The following is a 19,056-nucleotide window of genomic DNA, read 5'->3' as shown; positions in this document are numbered from 1 at the left end:
TTTTTGTCATCCCGACGTCAGGAGGGATCTTCGGCAACTGGTTATTTACCGAAGATCCCTCCTGACGTCGGGATGACAAAAAAAAGATCATAAATAACTGACAATCAGTTAGAAATTTCAGATTCTATCCATTATTCACGCTATTTACTGGCCACTTCTTTCAAACTAGCCACGCCCATATTCCAGAGGATAAAGGAGTAAATATCAGCGGCTGTTTCGATATTCTTTTTGGTGTTGCTGGCACCGTGACCCGAGTTGGTATCAATTCGAATCAATACGGGGTTATTGCCCTTATACACCTCCTGCAAGGTAGCCGCATATTTGAACGAGTGAGCTGGAACCACCCGGTCGTCGTGATCGGCAGTAGTCACTAGCGTAGCGGGATACTTAATGCCGGGCTTGATATTATGGATCGGCGAGTAAGCATGCAGCGCCTTAAACTCGTCGGCATTATCGCTGCTGCCATAATCGGCAATCCAGTTCCAGCCAATCGTGAATTTATGAAACCGGAGCATATCCATTACGCCTACTTGCGGAATCGCCACCCGGAACAGTTCGGGCCGTTGGTTTATGACAGCTCCTACGAGCAAGCCCCCATTCGATCCACCCTGAATGGCCAGTTTGGCCGGACTGGTGTATTTCTGCCCAATCAGATACTCGGCAGCTGCAATGAAATCGTCAAATACATTTTGTTTTTTGAGTTTCATGCCCTGTTCGTGCCATTTCTCGCCATACTCGCTACCTCCTCTCAGGTTGGCCTGCGCATAAACTCCGCCCTGCTCTAAAAACGGAATCCGAAATGGGCTAAACGAAGGCGGCAAACTGATGTTGAATCCACCATAGCCATATAAGAGCGTCGGGTTGGTGCCATCCAGTTTTAATCCTTTACGATACGTCAGAAACATCGGCACCTTCGTTCCATCTTTACTCGTGTAAAATACCTGCTTTGTTTCGTAATCGGCTGGCTTGAAATCGACTTCGGGTGCGCGGAAAACGGTGCTTTTTCGGGTAGCAATATCGTAGCGATAAATGGTTGGTGGAAAGGTAAACGAGGTGAATGTATAGAACACGAACTTATCGTCTTTCTCGCCCCCAAATCCACCAGCGGCACCAACAGCAGGCAGTTGTACTTCGCTTTCGCGTTTCCCCATAAAATCGAACACATCAATTTTTGAGGTCACATCTTTTGAGTATTCAACAAATAACTTTCCGCCAGCGGCACTAACACTGTTTTCGGCAATAGGCTCCGGTTGCTCGGCAATCAGTGTGGAAAACGTGTTCTTTTGGGTGTCGAACGCAACGATTTTGCTATTGGGAGCCTTTTCGTTGGTCAAAATCAAGAGTCGGTCGCCATCATTATCAATCACATTATAGCTGAAATTGGTAATCTCAGCAACAACGGGCACGAAGGTTTTCTGTCCACTCTTCGCATCCATAAAAAACAGGGAGTTACCATCCTTCCCCTGCCCCCGGTCACTTACTGTCAACAACGCAAATCGCTCATCGTCGGTCGTACTGACGATGTGAAAGCGCTGTGGATTTTTTGTATCCTCATACACAAGTCGATCCGCCGACTGAAGTGTATTTAGCTTATGGAAAAACACCTGGTGGTTTTCATTCTTGGCAGCCAACGCGCTTCCTTCTGGCTTCGGATAACGGCTGTAGTAAAATCCATCACCCTGCCAGGCCGCTCCCGATACTTTCACCCACTCGATTTTATCCGGCAAGTACGTTTTAGTAGCCAGTTCCATAACCTGATACTCCTGCCAGTCGGAGCCACCTTTCGACAAACCAACCACCGCATATTTGCCATCCTTCGACAGCGAGAATGCGCCTAAACGAGTTGTTCCGTCGGCCGATAACTTATTCGGATCAATGACCAGCTCCGGTTTGCCCTCGAGCCCTTTTTGCCGATAAAGTACCGCCTGGTTTTGAAGTCCATCGTTTTTCGAGAAATAAAACCACTCGCCTTTGCGGCTAGGCGCGGAATATTTCGGATAGTTGTAGATTTTCTCCAGACGATCCTGGAACTGTTTCCGATACGGAATCTGCGCTAAATAGTCGAAGGTGACTTTGTTTTCGGCTTTAACCCACTCCGCCGTCTCGGCCGAACGGTCATCTTCGAGCCAGCGATATGGGTCGGCAACCTGCGTACCATGATAGGTATCGACCTGATCCGTTTTGCGCGCTTGCGGATACGTTAATGGGTGAGCAGACTGCCCCAATGCAATGGATGAACTCAGCATGAAACACAATTGAATTGAATTAGAAAATCGCATTGTTGATGATTTTTGATGAAGGTTCTACTAAAAGAGATTGAATAGCCCAACGAATTTACAGCAAACCGCCTTCCCTCGTAAAATTCGCGCTACATTATTGCTTTCGGTTGCGCAGGATGGCATAAAAATGGTATTTATTAATTAACAAACTTGTATTTTCAGTAAATAGATAGCTCATTTACAGTACCTTCCTCCAATCCTACTTTAGTACCATGACGCGACTTGGCTGCTTATGCTTCCACCTGCTATGCTGGCTCCTGCTGCCTTGGGCTGGGTGGACACAATCAACCTCGCTGGGTACTACGTTTCGGATCGACCATGTTGGTGTTAGTGATGGACTCACCCAGGGATCGGTTTATTACATGCTGAAAGATACCCGTGGATTTCTGTGGCTGGGTACGCAGGACGGCCTGAATCGCTATGATGGGCATCACTTTCGCACCTATCGGCCATCGTTGGGTAAAGATGGTTCAGTTCAATCTGGCTCTATTCGGGGAATCAATATTTTCGGTATTGTTGAAGATTCGGATGGAAATTTATGGATTGGTACCGAAGATGGGCTAAATCGGTATGATCGAAAAAAAGATCGTTTCGATTGCTTCGCGGTTAGCAAACCCAATGGTAGACGTACGCGTCAGAGCAGTCGTACCATTCCTTTTTCCATCAATCAAAATGAGCTGATCTACCTCAGCGATTCAGAAGGGTTAGTCCAATTCGATTATCGCAAGCGGCACAAGACCATTTTGGCCGCCAACCTACACCCTACCAAAGAATACGATTTGCAAAGTTCAGCCGTGCGCACCCCTTCGGGCGATATCTGGTTGCATTCTTCTACAGGGCTACTGCGCTATAATCCCAAAAGCCATAAACTCTCCCATTATTTCAGTAATCACTCGCACAATTTATTCGGGCCACCTCAGGTCGTTTTTTCATTCTATATTGATTCCGACGATATCGCCTGGCTTGGGACGGGAACGGGCTTAATTCGATTTGATTATCGTCGAGCGTCCTATCAAACATACGCCACTGTCAGAAACAACCCGATTAGCGCAATTTATAGTCTGGCCTCCGACCAACGGGGTCGGCTTTGGCTCGGTACCCAGAATGATGGGGTACTTTATTTCGACAAACGGTCGCGATTGTTTGGTCAGGTATATAGTTTCATGAAGAATACGCCCCGGCTGAGCGAGTTTAAAATCAGTAAAATTTACATCGATAATCTGGGGATTGTCTGGGCTAATACTGATCCAGACGGCCTTGCTCGTATTGTCCCCGATGCCTTTCTCTTCGGAGGGATGATAAAAAATCAGGTTGCTGATACGCTCCCTGCCGATCAAAAGCTAAGTAATTACACCATTCGGGGGTTTCTAGAAGAGCGATACGACCGATTGTGGATACTTACGCAAAATGGCATCAATGTTCTGGACCCACGTACCAATCGAATTGTCGACTGATATCTGGCCAGTCCACCAACCAGCAGTGGCCCTATTAGGGGCATTGCCCGAAGTCTTTACCGCGATCCGCAACGGCGTATTTGGGTCGGCCGACCGGGCGGTGTTATGGCATTTAACCCTAAAACCGAAGTCTTCGAGTCCATATTATTCCCCTCGTCGCCCAGTTTGTTAGGGGCCAATTACGTGCGCAACATGGTCAGTGTTTCTGATACCATGCTTATAGCGGCCACCGAAGACGGCCTTTATGCGCTCAACCCCATTAAACGCAAGTGGTCGAAAGTGCCCGTTCTAACCGGGCAAAATGTTTTTAGTCTTTGGTACGATGCCCCCAATCAACAGTTATGGGTTGGCACCTACCTGAATGGTTATTACTGCTATCAATTATCCCGACCTAGGCCTGGAACGTCTACGAGCGGAACCACTCCATCACAGGGCGACCAATCGCTCAACTGGCGCTTTGTTCGGTCGGGTTTAAAAGGCTATATGATCCTCAACATTCGGCCCGATATTAGCAAGCAGACACTCTGGCTTGCCTGCGATCGGGGCGCGGTGGCGCTCAATGTGCAAACAGGCCAGTTTCGGCTGTACACCGAACGACAGGGTCTGGCCAACTCGTTTGTTTATGGGACCATTACCGACGCTCGGAACAAAATCTGGATGAGTACCAACCGCGGTATCTCGCAGCTTGACCCAAGTACGCAGGCCATCAAAAACTTTACGCCTAATGATGGACTTCAAGGATACGAATTCAATGGAAATGCGTTCGTGCGACTAGCGAATGGGGAATTATATTTTGGGGGAGTCAACGGGTTTAATCGGTTTCGACCCGACGCCTTTCGGAGCAGTTCGTTCAATCCGTACGTCCACATTTATTCGCTGACTATCAACGAAGTGCCCTTTACAATGGATACCTATGTAGGCGAAGCTACCCGCATTGACCTCGATCATACTCAAAATACGCTGTCGTTGGAATTTGCCGCCCTGGATTTTTTCAGTAATGGGCAAAACAACTACCAATATCAACTAACCGGCTACGATCCCCAGTGGGTAGTCGCGGGCGAGCGGAACTATGTACGCTACGCCAACTTACCTCCCGGCGATTATACATTCCAGGTAAAAGCCGCCAATCTGGATGGCCATTGGAGCCACCGAATTCACAAGTTAGCAATTCATATAGAGCCACCTTTCTGGCGAAAGATGTCCTTTATGCTAATCGTTATTTTGTTGATCATTCTGGCAGTTTGGACCTGGATTCGTCAACGGGAAAAGGTTATTCGCCAGCAGGAAGTGGACCGTCTGCGCTTATCGTATGACATACAGGAACAGGTGAAAAAGGAAATTGCACGCGATCTGCACGATGAAATCGGCACGCGGCTGGCCACGATCAAATTGTACACCACTCAGCTTACGCAGCTGGCTGGCGAGAGCCCCAAAATGTCGGCAATCAAATCCACTATATTCCAGTTGATCAACGACACCATTGGTGATATCAGAAACCTGCTTCGCAAGTTGAATCCCCAAACCTTAGAACGACATGGCTACATAGCCGCCGTTGATGAGTTATTCTCCCGCATTAGCGACAGTGGTGTTATCCATGCCCGCTTTCGCCTTAGCGGTACCATAGAAGAGAGCAACCGGTTTCCGACGAACACCGAAGTCATGTTGTATCGAATTACCCAGGAACTGGTCAGTAACTCCCTCAAACATGCCAATGCTAGCCGGATTGATTTAAATGTGCTCTATCAGTCCGATCACCTGATATTAATTTATCAGGACAATGGGCTTGGCTTTAACTATGAACAGGCACAGAAAAAGGCATCAGGCCTGGGTATCAGCAACATCGAATCAAGGGTGGCGTTGCTAGGCGGGCGAATTTCCTGGCAAAGTAAGCCAGCTAACGGTGTTCAGGCGACCATAGAAATTCCTATTGGTCCGATCAATAAGCAACGATTTCGCATAACACCAACGAATATTCCCCACTCAAATTAGCCGACAATCAGGGTAGGACCTTGTGTATTATTGCTCGTCGACTGAGCTTACAACACGCGGAATGATTCCATTCGAATCGTGCTGAAGCAACATTTCAAATAATAAGACGGTAGCTGCCGCATCACCTTTTGCCCGATGGCGGCCATTAAGCGGAATGTTCAGCGAACGGCACAACTTTCCTAAACTATAGGAAGGATAGCCCGGAATCAGCTTACGACTCGTTCGAACAGTACAGAGAGTCCGACGAAAGAAATCGTAGCCTAACCAATTCAACTCTTTTTGAATGAAATTAAAATCGAACCCGACGTTGTGAGCAACAAAAACAGCTCCTTCCGTTATTCGAAGCACCTCTTTAGCCACATCGGCAAATAAAGGGGCATCCTGAACCATTTCTTCAGTAATTCCCGTCAGATGACGGATAAATGGCGGAATTGGACATTCGGGGTTCAGCAACGTGTGGAACGAATCAACAACCTGCTGACCGTCGTGGCGGAAGATGGCAATTTCAGTAAGGCGAGCTGGGCCTTTTACGCCCCCGGTTGTTTCAACGTCAACAATACAATACACTAACGAATCGGTTAGCGCCCAAGTGAATTTCGGCGCGTTTATCAGTAAACAGTTTTCTGATCGGAATCAGTTCGCTTTTCGCCCTCTGACAAAGTCTATTCCTGAACAGGAGGCAACGGCAAAGACGCCTGCAAAGGTCGGAATGGAATTGGTTTTCGAGCAACTACTCCCTGACGAATTAATCGAAGGGTATAATCCAGTACGTAATCACGATTAGTCATCAGGTCATTGTAACTACGCGCAACGGTAAAGTCTGGCTCAACCGTAAAGCCATTAGCCCGATCAGGTCCCACGGCATGGGTTAATTTTTTCAGAGGAATCCGAATTTGAATCCGCGAGTATGGAAGCGTTACGGTTTTAAAATGGCCCGCAAAGTCACCCCAGTACGCGCTCCCGCTGGCTTCGCCAATAAATGTTCCCATACCCGCATCCAGTGTTTTCGCTAATACCGACGTGGTTGCCGAAAAAGAGGCCCCGTTCATCAGGAAGTACAAATTCCCCGTAAAGCTATCTTTAGACCGAGGCCGATAACGTCGTTGAGACGAACGACTGGAAAACCCGCCTGCTTTATCCGATTTATATTGCAGACTAAAATTCAACGCCGACAGTGGGTTCCAACGCGTAACAAGTTCGGCGCGAGCTGCCCGTGTCATTTCCTCCTGCTCCATCATCCGAAACGGTTTGGGCATCCAATAGCGCAATAATCGGGCAGAGTTCAGCACAACACCACCCCCATTCCCCTGCATATCAACCACCAAGTTCTGGATATTATCGCGTTTTATTTGCTTAAAGGCTTGTTTCAGGCGACGGTTAAAGGCCCATTGAAATGGATCTCGCTTTTTCAACCCCATAAATGACGCAACTCGCAATACCGCTGTATGGGTGAGTGTATCCACAACCCGAACGGATAGGTTAGGCTGTTGATTTAGCTCAACGCCGTACCGACGGCGTATAACTGTCCGGAAAGTACTCAGATTTGGACAGCGCAGGCGTGTTTTCCGCACTAACGTATCGCCAGCGAGCCGGTATGAAATCGAAACCGAATCGGCCGAACCATACCAGGCGGCATAGTAATCGGCAAATTGTACCAGACTCCACTGCCGACGGCCTGTCAGATTGTCACCATCGGACCCGGAATGGTCCGACTCCATCAGTTCACGGTGCAAATCGGCTACAGCCCGATCGTTGATCGCAAGCAACTCAGTGCCACGCTGAAGGCTCGTATCAGCCGATACATTGTGGCTAATAAAGTATTTGCTATCGACCGGGCGAATATAAAATGGCAGGAAGCGTGTTTGTTTGCCAATGTAGTTCTTGCGGTGATTCAGATTCGTATGCCCATCCTTAATAGCCGTAACGAATGGGCTCACATTATGGTAAAACGCAAGATAATCCATTGGCGCCGTTAGCCGATTATACAGCGAATCGTAAAGCTGCTCCATACGAGGCCTGGGGGTGTAATAACCCATACCTGGATGGAGTAAATCAAGCTTGCGCTTAAGATAAGTAAAGTCGGTTCGGGCCTGAGCGGCAGTAAGCGTCTGGGCAGGTGCAATCCGGCAGGTCATCCCGATTAGCATGCCCATCAGGCAAAGAGTTTGGCCAATCTTCATCGTCACAGGTTACGGTAGCAATCCTACTTTTTAGGTAGAGTACTATTTGTAATGTGAAGATAAGATTTGGCCTAACTATAATCAAGCGAAAATGTTTAAGGATTGGTTAAAATTTTGCATTGCCATCAAAAAACAACGTATTTAGTAACCTATCAATTTTCGTTAATACATTAATTAAAGACGCTCTTAGCTGTCTTTACGATGCGGGATTACGGTCCAGTGTTTCACACCAGGCAGGTGCTCAGCAACAATGGCAGCCGCTACTTCTTCCAGATTTTCTTCGTTTGTCGTAAAAAACAGGCTTTTCGACTGATCATCATTCTGTGTAGCGTGCACCTCATAATATTCATTGTGGTGCTCGATGGTATGCTTTTCAACAAGTTTATATTGTGCCATAGTAAGAGAATAGTTTGGTAAGCATAACTTATAAGTTGGAAAGATAGTTATCCGAGAACTGTAATTAGTACGGCGCCAGCTACCATAATCCCCGCCCCGATCAATTTCCTTAGGATTCCCTGCTCCCGGAAGAATTGGTAGCCGAATAATACACTCACTAATGCCGATATCTGGAATAGTGCCAGCGCATACCCGACCGGCATACTTGCCAGCACGATATTACTGGCCATTTGTGTTACCCCAACAGCCGCACATAAGGCCAAATAGGTCGTTTTGTGTGTAAACAGTATGTTGATCTGATCTCGCCACGTTGCTCGCATACTTAGCAAAATCCAGACAAGTGTAAACGCAAAACCGAGTACACACCAATAAAAGAAAGCGATGGTTGGGGTCGAGAGAATAATTGCTTTTTTGAGGAAGGCTCCATCAACAGCCGAAAGCACTAAAGCTGCCAACCGTAGTCTGACTTCCGGGCGTTGAAACAAGCCCACGCTTGATAATCCGGCACTTCCGTTACGTTGCCGTTTATCATTCAGGACGACGTAACTTCCAGCCACAATCAGTGCGACGCCAGTCAATCCCCACCATCCGGGAATTTCGTTTAGCAGAAATATACTGAACAGCATCCCAACCACGGCTTTATACGCATTGATAGGCCCCAATACTGATAAATCACCTATATGCATAGCCCGTACCAGAAACACATTCCCAAACATGGCAAATAGGCTACTAAACAGCATACTTTGCCAAAAGGCAGCAGACAAATCGGAAAAACGAAGGTGCGACCAGAAGAAAAACCCAAGTAAGGTTAGAACGCCGTAAGTAGCCGACATGATAAACAGTGGATTGGCCGCCCGCTGTGTCAATTGTTTCTGGAAAACATTAGATAATGGATTTGCTACGATACGTACCAGAACCGCAAATGAGGTAATTGTCAAGATCGTTAAGAGCATATTCAAGTTCCATAAGGCTACAAAAACCGCCGAATAAATGTCTGAAAAGAATCGGTTATTAGGTAATTGAGAAATCAGGCAAATTAAATTTCAAGTACCAACTACTGTTTTTTGACAGGATTACAGGATTTCAGACTCATAAAAGTCCGTTTAATCCTGTAATCCTGTCAAAAAACACCTTGCGATAAACCTTTTTCAACACATCACTTTCCTGATTAACAAACATTTCGTACCTTTGCGGTCTTATTTTTGACAGGCCGCAAAAGCGGCAGAGAAACAAACGTGAATCCATTACGCGCATACGACATTCACATTGTCGGTCTGGACAACAAACGCTACGAGTACGATTTTACATCGGACAGTTCGTTTTTTGCTGCAATGGAGCAGGAGTTGATCAAAACCGGCCAGGTTCAAACGCATTTAGTACTCGAGAAATCGGAAACGATGATTCGGCTGGATTTCCACATCGTAGGTACGGTTGACCAAACCTGCGACCGGAGTCTCGATGAATATGAGGAGCCTGTTGATACAGAACAGACAATGTTACTCAAGTTCGGTGATCACAATGAAGAACTGAGCGACGAAATCGAACTCATCGAGCGGAACACAGCAACAATTAATGTAGCGCACTACATTTTTGAATTTATCAGTCTATCCCTTCCCATGAAACGGCTTCACCCCCGTTTTCGTGACGAAGATGACTACGATGATGACCAGAATGGTAAAGTTATTTATCGTTCGGGCGACGACAAAGCAGAGAATAACGATGCAGACGACCAGCCAGCTATTGATCCTCGCTGGGCCGCTTTGCGAAAACTGAGTGATAATTAAATGAAGTTATAGAGTTATAGACGGTCCGCCGTAGCGGTTGTAGTGTTATAAAGTTAAATAGCCCCTGCAACCACCAACTCTACAACTAAATAACTTGACAACTTTATAACTTAAGACAATGGCACACCCCAAACGACGCCACTCAAGCACCCGTCGCGATAAGCGCAGAACACATTATGTAGCTACTCCAGTAGCTCTTTCAACCGACGCTCAGACTGGTGAAGTGCATCAGCGCCACCATGCTCACGTTTTCGAAGGCAATCTGTTCTACAAAGGGCAAATGATTATCGAGAATTACGCCAAAACGGCCTAAATTGTATTGCTTTTCAAGAAGTATTTCGTTGACGTCTTTCCGAAGATGAACGCGAAATACTTTTTTATTGCCTGCTACCTCCCTATTTTTACGCGTATTTAGTTTATAATCCAGCTTATCTGGGAGATATTGAACCAACCGAGTCAATGAAAATTGCAGTGGACGCAATGGGTGGCGATTTCGCTCCCGAAGCAATTGTGGAAGGAGTTATAATGGCCGCTGCAGAATTGCCGGAGCATGTAACTATTGTGCTGATTGGAAAACAGTCTATCCTGCAGACACTTATTCAAAAGCAGGGTGCTGAGGCCGTTACCAATATCGAATTGGTTAACGCCGATGACGTTATAGAAATGAGTGAGCACCCAACCAAGGCGCTCTCGCAAAAACCCAATTCCAGCATTGGAGTTGGGTTTAAGCTTTTGAAGGATGGCCAGGTCAACGCCTTTTGTAGCGCAGGCAACACGGGCGCTATGCATGTAGGTGCCCTGTTCAGCATTAAAGCAATTGAAGGTATTTTACGACCCTGTATTGCTGGCTTTGTTCCGCAACTTACAGGGGGGTATGCCGTTATGCTCGATATTGGTGCCAATGCCGATTGCAAACCTGAAGTACTCGCTCAATTTGGTATAATAGGCTCAATCTATGCACAATACACCTTTGGTATTGATCAACCTCGTGTAGCCTTAATGAATATCGGTTCAGAAGAGCAGAAAGGCTCACTGGTGGCCCAGGCAGCTCATCAGCTTCTGAAAGAAAATCGTCGGATTAATTTTGTTGGCAATATGGAAGGAGGAGACTTCTTTGAGGGAAAGGCCGACGTAATTATAACCGACGGCTTTACCGGAAACGCCATGTTCAAACTTGGTGAGTCTTTTTATAAGGTTGCCAGCCAACGCGGCTTGAGTGATGAATTTCTGGATAAAACCAATTACGAATCGGTAGGCGGTAGCCCAATTCTGGGTGTCAACGGTAATGTGATTATTGCCCACGGAATTTCGTCGCCATTAGCGATAAAAAATATGATTGGCCTGGCAATCCGGCAGGTTGAATCCAATGCATACACTAAAATTGCACAAGCATTAAGTTAGTTTACGGTTTACGGTGTTCAGTTTACGGTTTACAGTAGGCTGGCGCGTTAATAATTCCTTGCCTCAGCCTGCTGTAAACCGTAACCCGAACACCGTAAACGTTTAAGAATCACTTATGAGTAAAGCTGCCATAACAGGAATCCACGGCTACGTTCCCGACTATGTGCTGACCAATGCTGAATTGGAGCGTATGGTGGATACAAATGATGAATGGATTACAAGTCGCACCGGTATTAAAGAACGACACATTCTGAAAGGCGAAGGCATGGGCTCTTCGCATATGGGTGCAAAGGCGGTGGCAGGTTTGCTCGAAAAGCTCAATATAAAGCCCGAAGAGGTTGATCTACTGATTTGCGCGACCACCACGCCCGATTATGTGTTCCCCTGCACCGCTAATCTTATCTGCGACATGGTTGGCATTCGGAATGTGGGCAGCTTTGATATCCAGGCCGCTTGTTCTGGATTTTTATATGCAATCACAGTAGGTTCTCAATTCATTGAGACAGGTAAATACAAAAAAGTAGTTGTTGTTGGGGCCGATAAAATGTCGGCAATTGTCGATTATACTGACCGAACGACCTGCATATTATTTGGCGATGGGGCCGGAGCTGTTATGCTTGAACCCAACGAAGATGGTTTCGGTATACTCGATTCGATCATTAAATCGGATGGAGTTGGTCAAAATCATTTATTCCAAAAAGCTGGCGGAAGCCGTTACCCACCCACCCACGAGACTGTCGAAAAACGTTGGCATTACGTTTATCAGGATGGTCCATCTGTATTTAAATTCGCAGTTAAAAACATGGCCGACGTATCAGCGGAGATCATGGAACGCAATCAGTTACGTGGCCCCGATGTTGCCTGGCTAGTACCTCACCAGGCAAACAAGCGCATTATTGATGCTACTGCGAACCGAATGGGCATTGAGCCAGAAAAGGTGATGTTGAATATTCATCGATATGGCAACACAACCGCTGCCACAATCCCACTTTGCTTGTTTGATTACGAATCGCAACTAAAAAAAGGCGATAATTTAGTTCTGGCCGCTTTTGGCGGTGGCTTTACCTGGGGAGCCGCTTATGTAAAGTGGGCCTATTAATTTTATATATGATGTATAATATAGGGTGTATGTATTTTCACTGCAAGCTATATCATATATCATACACCTTACATCATACATCTTAACATGGCAACGACCGCAGATATCCGCAACGGACTGGTCTTAAACTACAACAACGACCTTTTTCAAATCACAGAATTTCAGCACGTTAAACCCGGCAAAGGGGCCGCATTCGTGCGTACAAAACTGAAAAGTCTGACAACGGGTCGCGTTATTGATAACACATTCAACTCGGGAGTAACCATTTATCCTGTCCGTGTTGAACGTCGTAAATTCCAGTACCTTTATAAGGATGAGGCCGGCTATAACTTCATGGATCAGGAGTCGTTCGATCAAATTAACCTCGACGAAAAACTTGTTGAAGGTGCCGATCTGATGAAAGAAGGCCAGGAAGTTGAAGTTCTGATTAATGCCGACGCCGAAACTCCCCTTTCTTGTGAATTACCCCCATTCGTTGAACTGGAAGTAACCTACGCTGAGCCTGGTATTAAAGGCGATACAGCTAACAGCCCTAAAAAGCGGGTTGAAGTAGAGTCGGGAGCCAAAATTATGGTGCCTCTCTTTATCGAATCAGGTCAAAAAATTCGGGTTGATACCCGCACACGCGATTACGTAGAACGAGTGAAATAAGTTTTTGAATGATGAATTATAAATGATGAATGATAAGGGTTTAGCCCGCTCATCATTCAGAACTAGGCGGCCTAGCTATTCATCATTCATAATTCATCATTCATCATTCAGAAGCTATGAGCACAAAAGACATTCAACAACTAATCGACTTCATTTCGCAATCGGGCCTGGATGAAGTCAACATCGAGACAACAGACCTGAAAATCAGCGTCAAGCGGTATGGTCAGGGTGCACCAGCAGCTCCTGCGGCACCAGTTGCCCCTGTGGCTGCTGCGCCAGCGGTACAGGCTCCTGTAGCCAGTGCGCCAGCAGCTGTTGCTACACCAGCAGTAGCAGCTCCCAAAGCCGACACATCGAACTACATCACGATCAAATCGCCAATGATTGGCACCTTCTACCGGTCGGCTAACCCCGAATCGCCGATGTTCGTAGAAGTGGGAGATAGCGTGACCGAAGGCAAAGTTGTTTGTATCATCGAAGCCATGAAACTCTTTAACGAGATCGAATCGGAAGTATCGGGTCGTATCGTGAAGATTCTGGTTGAAAATGCCACTCCGGTCGAATATGACCAACCTCTGTTTTTGGTAGAACCCAACTAATTAGTGATTGAGTGATTGAATGATTGAGTGACTGAATAATTAACCTCGCGCCAGCTATTCAATCACTCAATCACTCATTCACTCAATCACTCAGTTTTTATGTTCAAAAAAATATTAATCGCCAACCGGGGAGAAATCGCGTTGCGAATTATCCGTACCTGCCGCGAAATGGGCATTAAAACGGTGGCTGTTTACTCAACTGCCGACCGCGATAGTCTTCATGTACGCTTTGCGGATGAAGCTGTTTGTATTGGTCCTCCTATTAGCAAGCAGTCTTACTTAAGTATTCCCAATATTATTTCGGCAGCCGAGGTAACTGGCGCTGATGCTATCCATCCTGGCTACGGATTTTTATCTGAAAATGCCGAGTTCTCGCAAATCTGCGCAGATTACGGCATTAAGTTTATCGGTGCTACGGCCGAGCAAATCAATGGCATGGGCGACAAAGCTACGGCTAAAGCAACCATGCGGGCGGCTGGTGTTCCGGTAATTCCGGGTTCCGATGGCTTGCTTGAGTCGGTTGAGCAGGGCAAGAAATTGTCGGCCGATATGGGATATCCGGTTATCGTGAAAGCAACTGCCGGTGGTGGTGGTCGTGGTATGCGTATCGTTCGATCAGAGGCCGACTTCGAGAAAGCCTGGAATGATGCCCGTACAGAAGCTGGTGCGGCCTTTGGCAATGACGGGCTGTACCTGGAGAAATTCGTAGAGGAGCCTCGCCATATTGAGATCCAGATTGTGGGTGATCAATATGGTAAAGTTTGCCATTTGTCTGAACGCGATTGTTCAATTCAGCGTCGTCACCAGAAACTGGTCGAAGAAACGCCATCGCCAATTGTATCCGACGATCTTCGTCAGCGAATGGGTGAAGCCGCTATCAAAGGCGCTCAAGCCATTGGTTACGAAGGTGCCGGAACGGTAGAATTTCTGGTTGATAAACACGGGGAGTTCTATTTCATGGAAATGAACACCCGGATTCAGGTAGAGCACCCGATAACGGAAGAAGTTACGGACTTCGACCTGATTAAAGAGCAGATCAAAGTAGCCGCTGGTGCTGAAATCTCTGGCCGGAACTACACCCCGAAACTGTTCGCGATGGAGTGCCGGATCAACGCCGAAGACCCAGCCAACGGTTTCCGCCCATCACCCGGTAAAATTACGAACCTGCATTTCCCTGGTGGACACGGGGTTCGGATTGACAGTCACGTGTATAGTGGGTACACCATTCCGCCAAACTACGACTCGATGATTGCGAAATTGATCGTGTCGGGTCAATCGCGTGATGAGGTAATTACCCGGATGAAACGTGCTTTACAAGAGTTCGTTATCGAAGGGATCAAAACCACGATTCCGTTCCACATTAAGCTGATGGACGATCCAAAATTCCGTTCTGGCCAGTTCACAACGGCCTTTTTGGAAACGTTTGATTTTAGTAAATTGTAGTGTAGCGCGGACAAGATGTCCGCGTTACATTAGAAAAGACTAGGTAACCTGCTTTATTGGCAAGTTACCTAGTCTTTTTTCGTTTACCCACCTGCATGAATCATCTCGCAACAGCCGATTACATCGTTTTCCTGGTTTATTTTATCATCGTTGTTGGCTACGGCTATTGGATCTATCGGCGGAAACGTTCGGCTCAAATGAGCACTACCGATTTCTTTCTGGCCGAAGGTTCCTTAACGTGGTGGGCTATTGGAGCCTCCCTGATCGCTTCTAATATTTCGGCAGAGCATTTCATCGGAATGGCGGGTTCAGGCTTCGCTATGGGGCTGGCCATTTCGTCGTATGAGTGGTTCGCTGCGGCTGTGTTACTAATCGTGGCTGTATTTTTCATTCCGATCTACCTCCGAAATCACATTTATACCATGCCCCAGTTTCTGGCGCAGCGTTACAGCGATACGGTGAGTACGATTCTGGCGGTGTTCTGGCTGGTGGTTTACGTATTGGTTAACCTTGCTTCCATTTTATACCTGGGCGCTATTGCGATCGAATCGCTGGTAGGTATTTCCTTTACAGCCTGTACCATTGGGCTAGCTGTCTTCGCCATTTTCATTACGCTGGGCGGGATGAAGGTAATTGGCTATACCGATGTAATTCAGGTAGTTGTCTTAATTTTCGGCGGTTTAGTCATTACCTACTTAGCGCTCCAGTTAGTAGCTAAAGATGGCGGTGATACTGCCCTCGGCATGACTAGTGTCTGGAATGGCTTACTGTCGCTACGGCAAAAAGCAGATGGCCACTTTCATATGTTCTTCGCCAAAGGGCATCCCTATTACGATGTTCTGCCGGGAATGGCTTTGGTAACGGGGGGTATGTGGCTCAATAACCTCTATTACTGGGGTTGTAATCAATACATTGTACAACGGGCTTTAGGAGCCGACCTGAAGACGGCCAGAAGTGGGATTCTGTTTGCCGCTTTTCTGAAATTGATGATCCCGCTTATTGTTGTTATTCCCGGCATTGCCGCGTTTGTGTTGTACCAAAGTGGGCCTTTCCGGGCAGCCATGACCGATGCATCAGGAGTCGTAAAACCCGATCAGGCTTACCCCGTATTAATGAATCTACTACCCGTCGGCATGAAGGGGCTCGCTTTTGCAGCGCTTACAGCCGCCGTTGTTGCGTCGCTGGCCAGCAAATGCAACTCCATTTCGACCATCTTTACCCTCGATCTTTACAAGAAATATGTCGATAAAGACGCGTCGGATAAAAAGCTGGTGAATGTTGGCAGATGGGCCGTTATCGCATCGTTTGCGATCGCAATCGCCATTGCTCCCATGTTGCGATCGCTCGATCAGGTGTATCAATACATTCAGGAATATACGAACTTCATTACGCCTGGCATATTTGCTATTTTCCTGCTTGGTTTCTTCTGGAAACGCGCGACCAATCGGGCAGCTTTAACTGTCGCGATTCTAACCCTGCCGCTTTCGCTTTTACTTAAATTTTGGCCGGAGGTGATGGACATGGTTGGGGTTCAGGCCGACTCAATTCCTTTTTTACACCGAACAACCTGGGTATTCTGCATTGATGTCCTGCTCATGGTGCTCGTCTCGTTAACTGATCCAGCCAGCCACACACCTCAAAAAGGAATTATTGTCGATAAAAGTCTCTTCCGGGTAACACCCTCCTTTGTGGTTGGATCAGTCGGAATTTTCAGTATTTTGGCAGTATTGTACACTGTCTTCTGGTAGGTAGATGCTGAAATTTTTGCTGGCGGGGCTTCTGCTTATGTCAACCTCTGTAATGGCCCAACTTCGCGAACAGCTCGACTCGCTGATGAAGGCTACTACGCAATCCAATCAACCGGGGACTGCCCTATTGGTTGAGATAGACGGTAAGGTCGTTTATCAGAATGGGTATGGACTGGCCAACGTAAAAACGAAATCGAACATTACGCCCCAAACGAATTTTCGGATGGCGTCAGTTTCGAAACAGTTCACAGCGATGGCGGTTCTCCTACTGGAGAAAGACAAGAAGCTATCGCTTGATGATCCATTGATACGGTTTTTCCCTGAATTTAACAGTCAGGTTGCCCGGAAGGTGCAGGTAAGAAATTTACTGACTCATTCGTCAGGTATTTTGGATTATGAGTCAGTTATGAATCCCAATCAACATGAGCAGCTTTCAGATGCCGATGTACTCACGCTGCTGAAAGATCGTGATTCGCTTTATTTCGAGCCGGGCAGTCAGTTTCGGTACAGTAATTCCGGGTATTGCCTGTTGGCGCTGATTATCGAACGAGTATCTGGGCAATCATTTGCGTCATTTATTCGGGAGCGGATTTTTCAGCCCCTGGGCATGAATAAGTCAGTGGTGTATGAGGCTAGTAAGCCCATCGCGAATCGGGCTATGGGTTATCGCCAACAAGGCAAGACGTTTGTTTTTTCCGACCAGAGCGTAACCAGCGCGACCAAGGGTGATGGGGGTGTTTATACGTCCTTAGTTGATTATCAGAAATGGCAAAATGCCCTCCGAAACGGTACACTGGTTGATCTTAAGTCGGCTCTGATACGGATGAAGCAAGCCATTCCTGACAAGCCGGGCAGTTATTATGGGGCTGGCTGGTTTTTCCGCGAGCCTGCCAATCCAGTCCTGTTTCACTCGGGAAGCACCTGCGGATTTAATAATTTTGTGGTTGCGATACCCTCAAAAAAGTTTCTATTGGCATACTTTTCGAATAAAGCTGACAATAAAGCGAACGCGGCTACCGTCTTAAAATTACTTGTCGATTCGGGTCAACGCGAGCTAGCCGATATACTGGCTTTGGATGACTTAACCAGATAGTATTTTTTGTTGTACTCAGATAATCCTATCGTACTGATTAACAGGAATAAATTTGTAAATTTACCGTCTAAATTTTAGTATCGTCATGATAAGTGAAACTGCCCCCCTTGCCAGCCTAGATCAGTGGGAAGACGACCTGCTAAGTCGCTACCCCGAGCCAGAACATAAGTCGAAAGACGACTACCGGAACTACGATACACCAGAGCGTGATACGGTTCGGGAGTTTTATCGACTGAATCATACCTATCAGACCTATGATTTCGTGCGGGAGAAAGAGCGCGATTTTCTGAAATTCGACAAAAAAGAATTGCCGGTTTGGGGTGTTGCGGAGTTCCTTAACACACTGGTTGACGATTCTGACCCTGATACCGACCTGGATCAGCTTCAGCACTTACTTCAAACGTCGGAGGCCATCCGTGCCGACGGTCATCCAGACTGGTTCGTATTGACAGGCTTCCTGCACGATATGGGCAAAGTTCTGTGTCTGTTCGGTGAGGCTCAGTGGGCCGTAGTGGGTGATACTTTCCCGGTTGGTTGCAAGCATTCCGATAAGATTGTCTATCCCGAGTTCTTCGCTAACAATCCTGACAGCTACGACGAACGCTTTAACACCAAATATGGCGTTTACGAGCCTAATTGTGGTCTGCGCAACGTGCATATGTCGTGGGGGCATGACGAGTACCTGTATCAAATCATGAAAAATTACATGCCAGAACCGGCTTTGTACATGATGCGGTATCACTCGTTCTACTCGCAGCACCGCGAAGAAGCCTATAACCACCTTATGGACGAGCACGATCATGAGATGTTCAAGTGGGTGCGCAAGTTCAATCCGTATGACCTATACTCGAAAAGCCCAAAACCACCGGTTGTCAGCGAATTAAAGCCATACTACGAAGATTTGATTGCCAAATATTTGCCAGCAACGTTGAAGTTGTAG

Annotated in this window: 17 protein-coding genes; 12 read left to right on the top strand and 5 right to left on the bottom strand. The window is 46.9% G+C overall.

The window, feature by feature from the left end; translation table 11 throughout:
- Nucleotides 1–140 precede the first annotated feature (140 nt).
- Nucleotides 141–2,279, bottom strand: a complete 2,139-nt coding sequence (locus H3H32_RS30820; RefSeq protein ID WP_240543544.1) for a prolyl oligopeptidase family serine peptidase — start codon at nt 2,277–2,279, stop codon at nt 141–143.
- 212 nt (nt 2,280–2,491) lie between these two features.
- On the opposite strand from H3H32_RS30820, the gene H3H32_RS37635 reads away from it, so the two are divergent.
- Together H3H32_RS37635 and H3H32_RS37630 are read left to right on the top strand one after the other, a co-directional pair.
- Entirely contained in the window at nt 2,492–3,733 is a 1,242-nt protein-coding gene (locus H3H32_RS37635; RefSeq protein WP_240543543.1) for a ligand-binding sensor domain-containing protein, read from the top strand.
- A 105-nt stretch (nt 3,734–3,838) separates the two neighbouring features.
- Nucleotides 3,839–5,722 (top strand): sensor histidine kinase, encoded by a 1,884-nt coding sequence (locus H3H32_RS37630; protein ID WP_240543542.1) that lies wholly within the window; start codon nt 3,839–3,841, stop codon nt 5,720–5,722.
- A 27-nt stretch (nt 5,723–5,749) separates the two neighbouring features.
- Here the strand turns inward: H3H32_RS37630 and H3H32_RS30810 are convergent, their stop codons facing one another.
- The 4 genes from H3H32_RS30810 to H3H32_RS30795 form a co-directional block, all read right to left on the bottom strand.
- Nucleotides 5,750–6,289, bottom strand: a complete 540-nt coding sequence (locus tag H3H32_RS30810; protein ID WP_182459579.1) for a 3'-5' exonuclease — start codon at nt 6,287–6,289, stop codon at nt 5,750–5,752.
- 95 nt (nt 6,290–6,384) lie between these two features.
- The gene (locus H3H32_RS30805) at nt 6,385–7,902 is read right to left on the bottom strand and encodes a S41 family peptidase (RefSeq protein WP_182459578.1); all 1,518 of its coding nucleotides are present in this window, start codon (nt 7,900–7,902) and stop codon (nt 6,385–6,387) included.
- 186 nt (nt 7,903–8,088) lie between these two features.
- Nucleotides 8,089–8,298 carry a hypothetical protein gene (locus tag H3H32_RS30800; protein ID WP_182459577.1) on the bottom strand — a complete coding sequence of 70 codons (210 nt, stop codon included), beginning with the start codon at nt 8,296–8,298 and terminating at the stop codon, nt 8,089–8,091.
- Nucleotides 8,299–8,345: 47 nt separating this feature from the next.
- Nucleotides 8,346–9,251: a DMT family transporter gene (locus H3H32_RS30795; RefSeq protein WP_182459576.1), complete on the bottom strand. Its 906-nt coding sequence runs from the start codon at nt 9,249–9,251 to the stop codon at nt 8,346–8,348.
- A gap of 282 nt (nt 9,252–9,533) precedes the next feature.
- Here H3H32_RS30795 and H3H32_RS30790 point away from each other — a divergent pair, with 282 nt between their 5' ends.
- From H3H32_RS30790 to H3H32_RS30745, 10 genes are all read left to right on the top strand, one after another.
- Nucleotides 9,534–10,082, top strand: coding sequence for a YceD family protein (locus H3H32_RS30790; protein WP_182459575.1), 549 nt, complete (start codon nt 9,534–9,536; stop codon nt 10,080–10,082).
- Between the two features lie 118 nt (nt 10,083–10,200).
- Complete coding sequence (gene rpmF / locus H3H32_RS30785) at nt 10,201–10,395, top strand: 50S ribosomal protein L32 (protein WP_111345699.1); 195 nt, start codon at nt 10,201–10,203, stop codon at nt 10,393–10,395.
- Nucleotides 10,396–10,541: 146 nt separating this feature from the next.
- Nucleotides 10,542–11,483, top strand: coding sequence for a phosphate acyltransferase PlsX (gene plsX, locus H3H32_RS30780; RefSeq protein WP_182459574.1), 942 nt, complete (start codon nt 10,542–10,544; stop codon nt 11,481–11,483).
- A 115-nt stretch (nt 11,484–11,598) separates the two neighbouring features.
- Nucleotides 11,599–12,582, top strand: a complete 984-nt coding sequence (locus H3H32_RS30775) for a beta-ketoacyl-ACP synthase III (protein WP_182459573.1) — start codon at nt 11,599–11,601, stop codon at nt 12,580–12,582.
- A gap of 87 nt (nt 12,583–12,669) precedes the next feature.
- A complete protein-coding gene (gene efp / locus H3H32_RS30770) occupies nt 12,670–13,233 on the top strand; it encodes an elongation factor P (protein WP_182459572.1) in 564 nt (187 codons plus the stop codon).
- A 116-nt stretch (nt 13,234–13,349) separates the two neighbouring features.
- A complete protein-coding gene (gene accB / locus H3H32_RS30765) occupies nt 13,350–13,832 on the top strand; it encodes an acetyl-CoA carboxylase biotin carboxyl carrier protein (RefSeq protein ID WP_182459571.1) in 483 nt (160 codons plus the stop codon).
- A 99-nt stretch (nt 13,833–13,931) separates the two neighbouring features.
- Entirely contained in the window at nt 13,932–15,275 is a 1,344-nt protein-coding gene (accC, locus tag H3H32_RS30760) for an acetyl-CoA carboxylase biotin carboxylase subunit (RefSeq protein ID WP_182459570.1), read from the top strand.
- A 95-nt stretch (nt 15,276–15,370) separates the two neighbouring features.
- Nucleotides 15,371–17,023 carry a sodium:solute symporter family transporter gene (locus H3H32_RS30755; RefSeq protein ID WP_182459569.1) on the top strand — a complete coding sequence of 551 codons (1,653 nt, stop codon included), beginning with the start codon at nt 15,371–15,373 and terminating at the stop codon, nt 17,021–17,023.
- 37 nt (nt 17,024–17,060) lie between these two features.
- A complete protein-coding gene (locus H3H32_RS30750) occupies nt 17,061–18,116 on the top strand; it encodes a serine hydrolase domain-containing protein (protein ID WP_240543541.1) in 1,056 nt (351 codons plus the stop codon).
- A gap of 85 nt (nt 18,117–18,201) precedes the next feature.
- Nucleotides 18,202–19,056 (top strand): inositol oxygenase family protein, encoded by an 855-nt coding sequence (locus tag H3H32_RS30745; protein WP_182459567.1) that lies wholly within the window; start codon nt 18,202–18,204, stop codon nt 19,054–19,056.

The sequence above is a fragment of the Spirosoma foliorum genome (assembly GCF_014117325.1).
Lineage (GTDB): Bacteria > Bacteroidota > Bacteroidia > Cytophagales > Spirosomataceae > Spirosoma > Spirosoma foliorum.
This window is presented reverse-complemented; position numbering and strand designations above follow the sequence as displayed.

Bases quoted from the DNA above. Each gene is read 5' to 3' on its own strand.
- H3H32_RS30750 (WP_240543541.1), top strand. From the start codon at position 17,061: ATGTCAACCTCTGTAATGGCCCAACTTCGCGAACAGCTCGACTCGCTG.
- efp (WP_182459572.1), top strand. From the start codon at position 12,670: ATGGCAACGACCGCAGATATCCGCAACGGACTGGTCTTAAACTACAAC.
- H3H32_RS37630 (WP_240543542.1), top strand. From the start codon at position 3,839: ATGGCATTTAACCCTAAAACCGAAGTCTTCGAGTCCATATTATTCCCC.
- plsX (WP_182459574.1), top strand. From the start codon at position 10,542: ATGAAAATTGCAGTGGACGCAATGGGTGGCGATTTCGCTCCCGAAGCA.
- accC (WP_182459570.1), top strand. From the start codon at position 13,932: ATGTTCAAAAAAATATTAATCGCCAACCGGGGAGAAATCGCGTTGCGA.
- H3H32_RS30755 (WP_182459569.1), top strand. From the start codon at position 15,371: ATGAATCATCTCGCAACAGCCGATTACATCGTTTTCCTGGTTTATTTT.
- H3H32_RS30805 (WP_182459578.1), bottom strand. From the start codon at position 7,902: ATGAAGATTGGCCAAACTCTTTGCCTGATGGGCATGCTAATCGGGATG.
- H3H32_RS37635 (WP_240543543.1), top strand. From the start codon at position 2,492: ATGACGCGACTTGGCTGCTTATGCTTCCACCTGCTATGCTGGCTCCTG.
- H3H32_RS30800 (WP_182459577.1), bottom strand. From the start codon at position 8,298: ATGGCACAATATAAACTTGTTGAAAAGCATACCATCGAGCACCACAAT.
- H3H32_RS30820 (WP_240543544.1), bottom strand. From the start codon at position 2,279: ATGCGATTTTCTAATTCAATTCAATTGTGTTTCATGCTGAGTTCATCC.
- accB (WP_182459571.1), top strand. From the start codon at position 13,350: ATGAGCACAAAAGACATTCAACAACTAATCGACTTCATTTCGCAATCG.
- rpmF (WP_111345699.1), top strand. From the start codon at position 10,201: ATGGCACACCCCAAACGACGCCACTCAAGCACCCGTCGCGATAAGCGC.
- H3H32_RS30795 (WP_182459576.1), bottom strand. From the start codon at position 9,251: ATGCTCTTAACGATCTTGACAATTACCTCATTTGCGGTTCTGGTACGT.
- H3H32_RS30775 (WP_182459573.1), top strand. From the start codon at position 11,599: ATGAGTAAAGCTGCCATAACAGGAATCCACGGCTACGTTCCCGACTAT.
- H3H32_RS30745 (WP_182459567.1), top strand. From the start codon at position 18,202: ATGATAAGTGAAACTGCCCCCCTTGCCAGCCTAGATCAGTGGGAAGAC.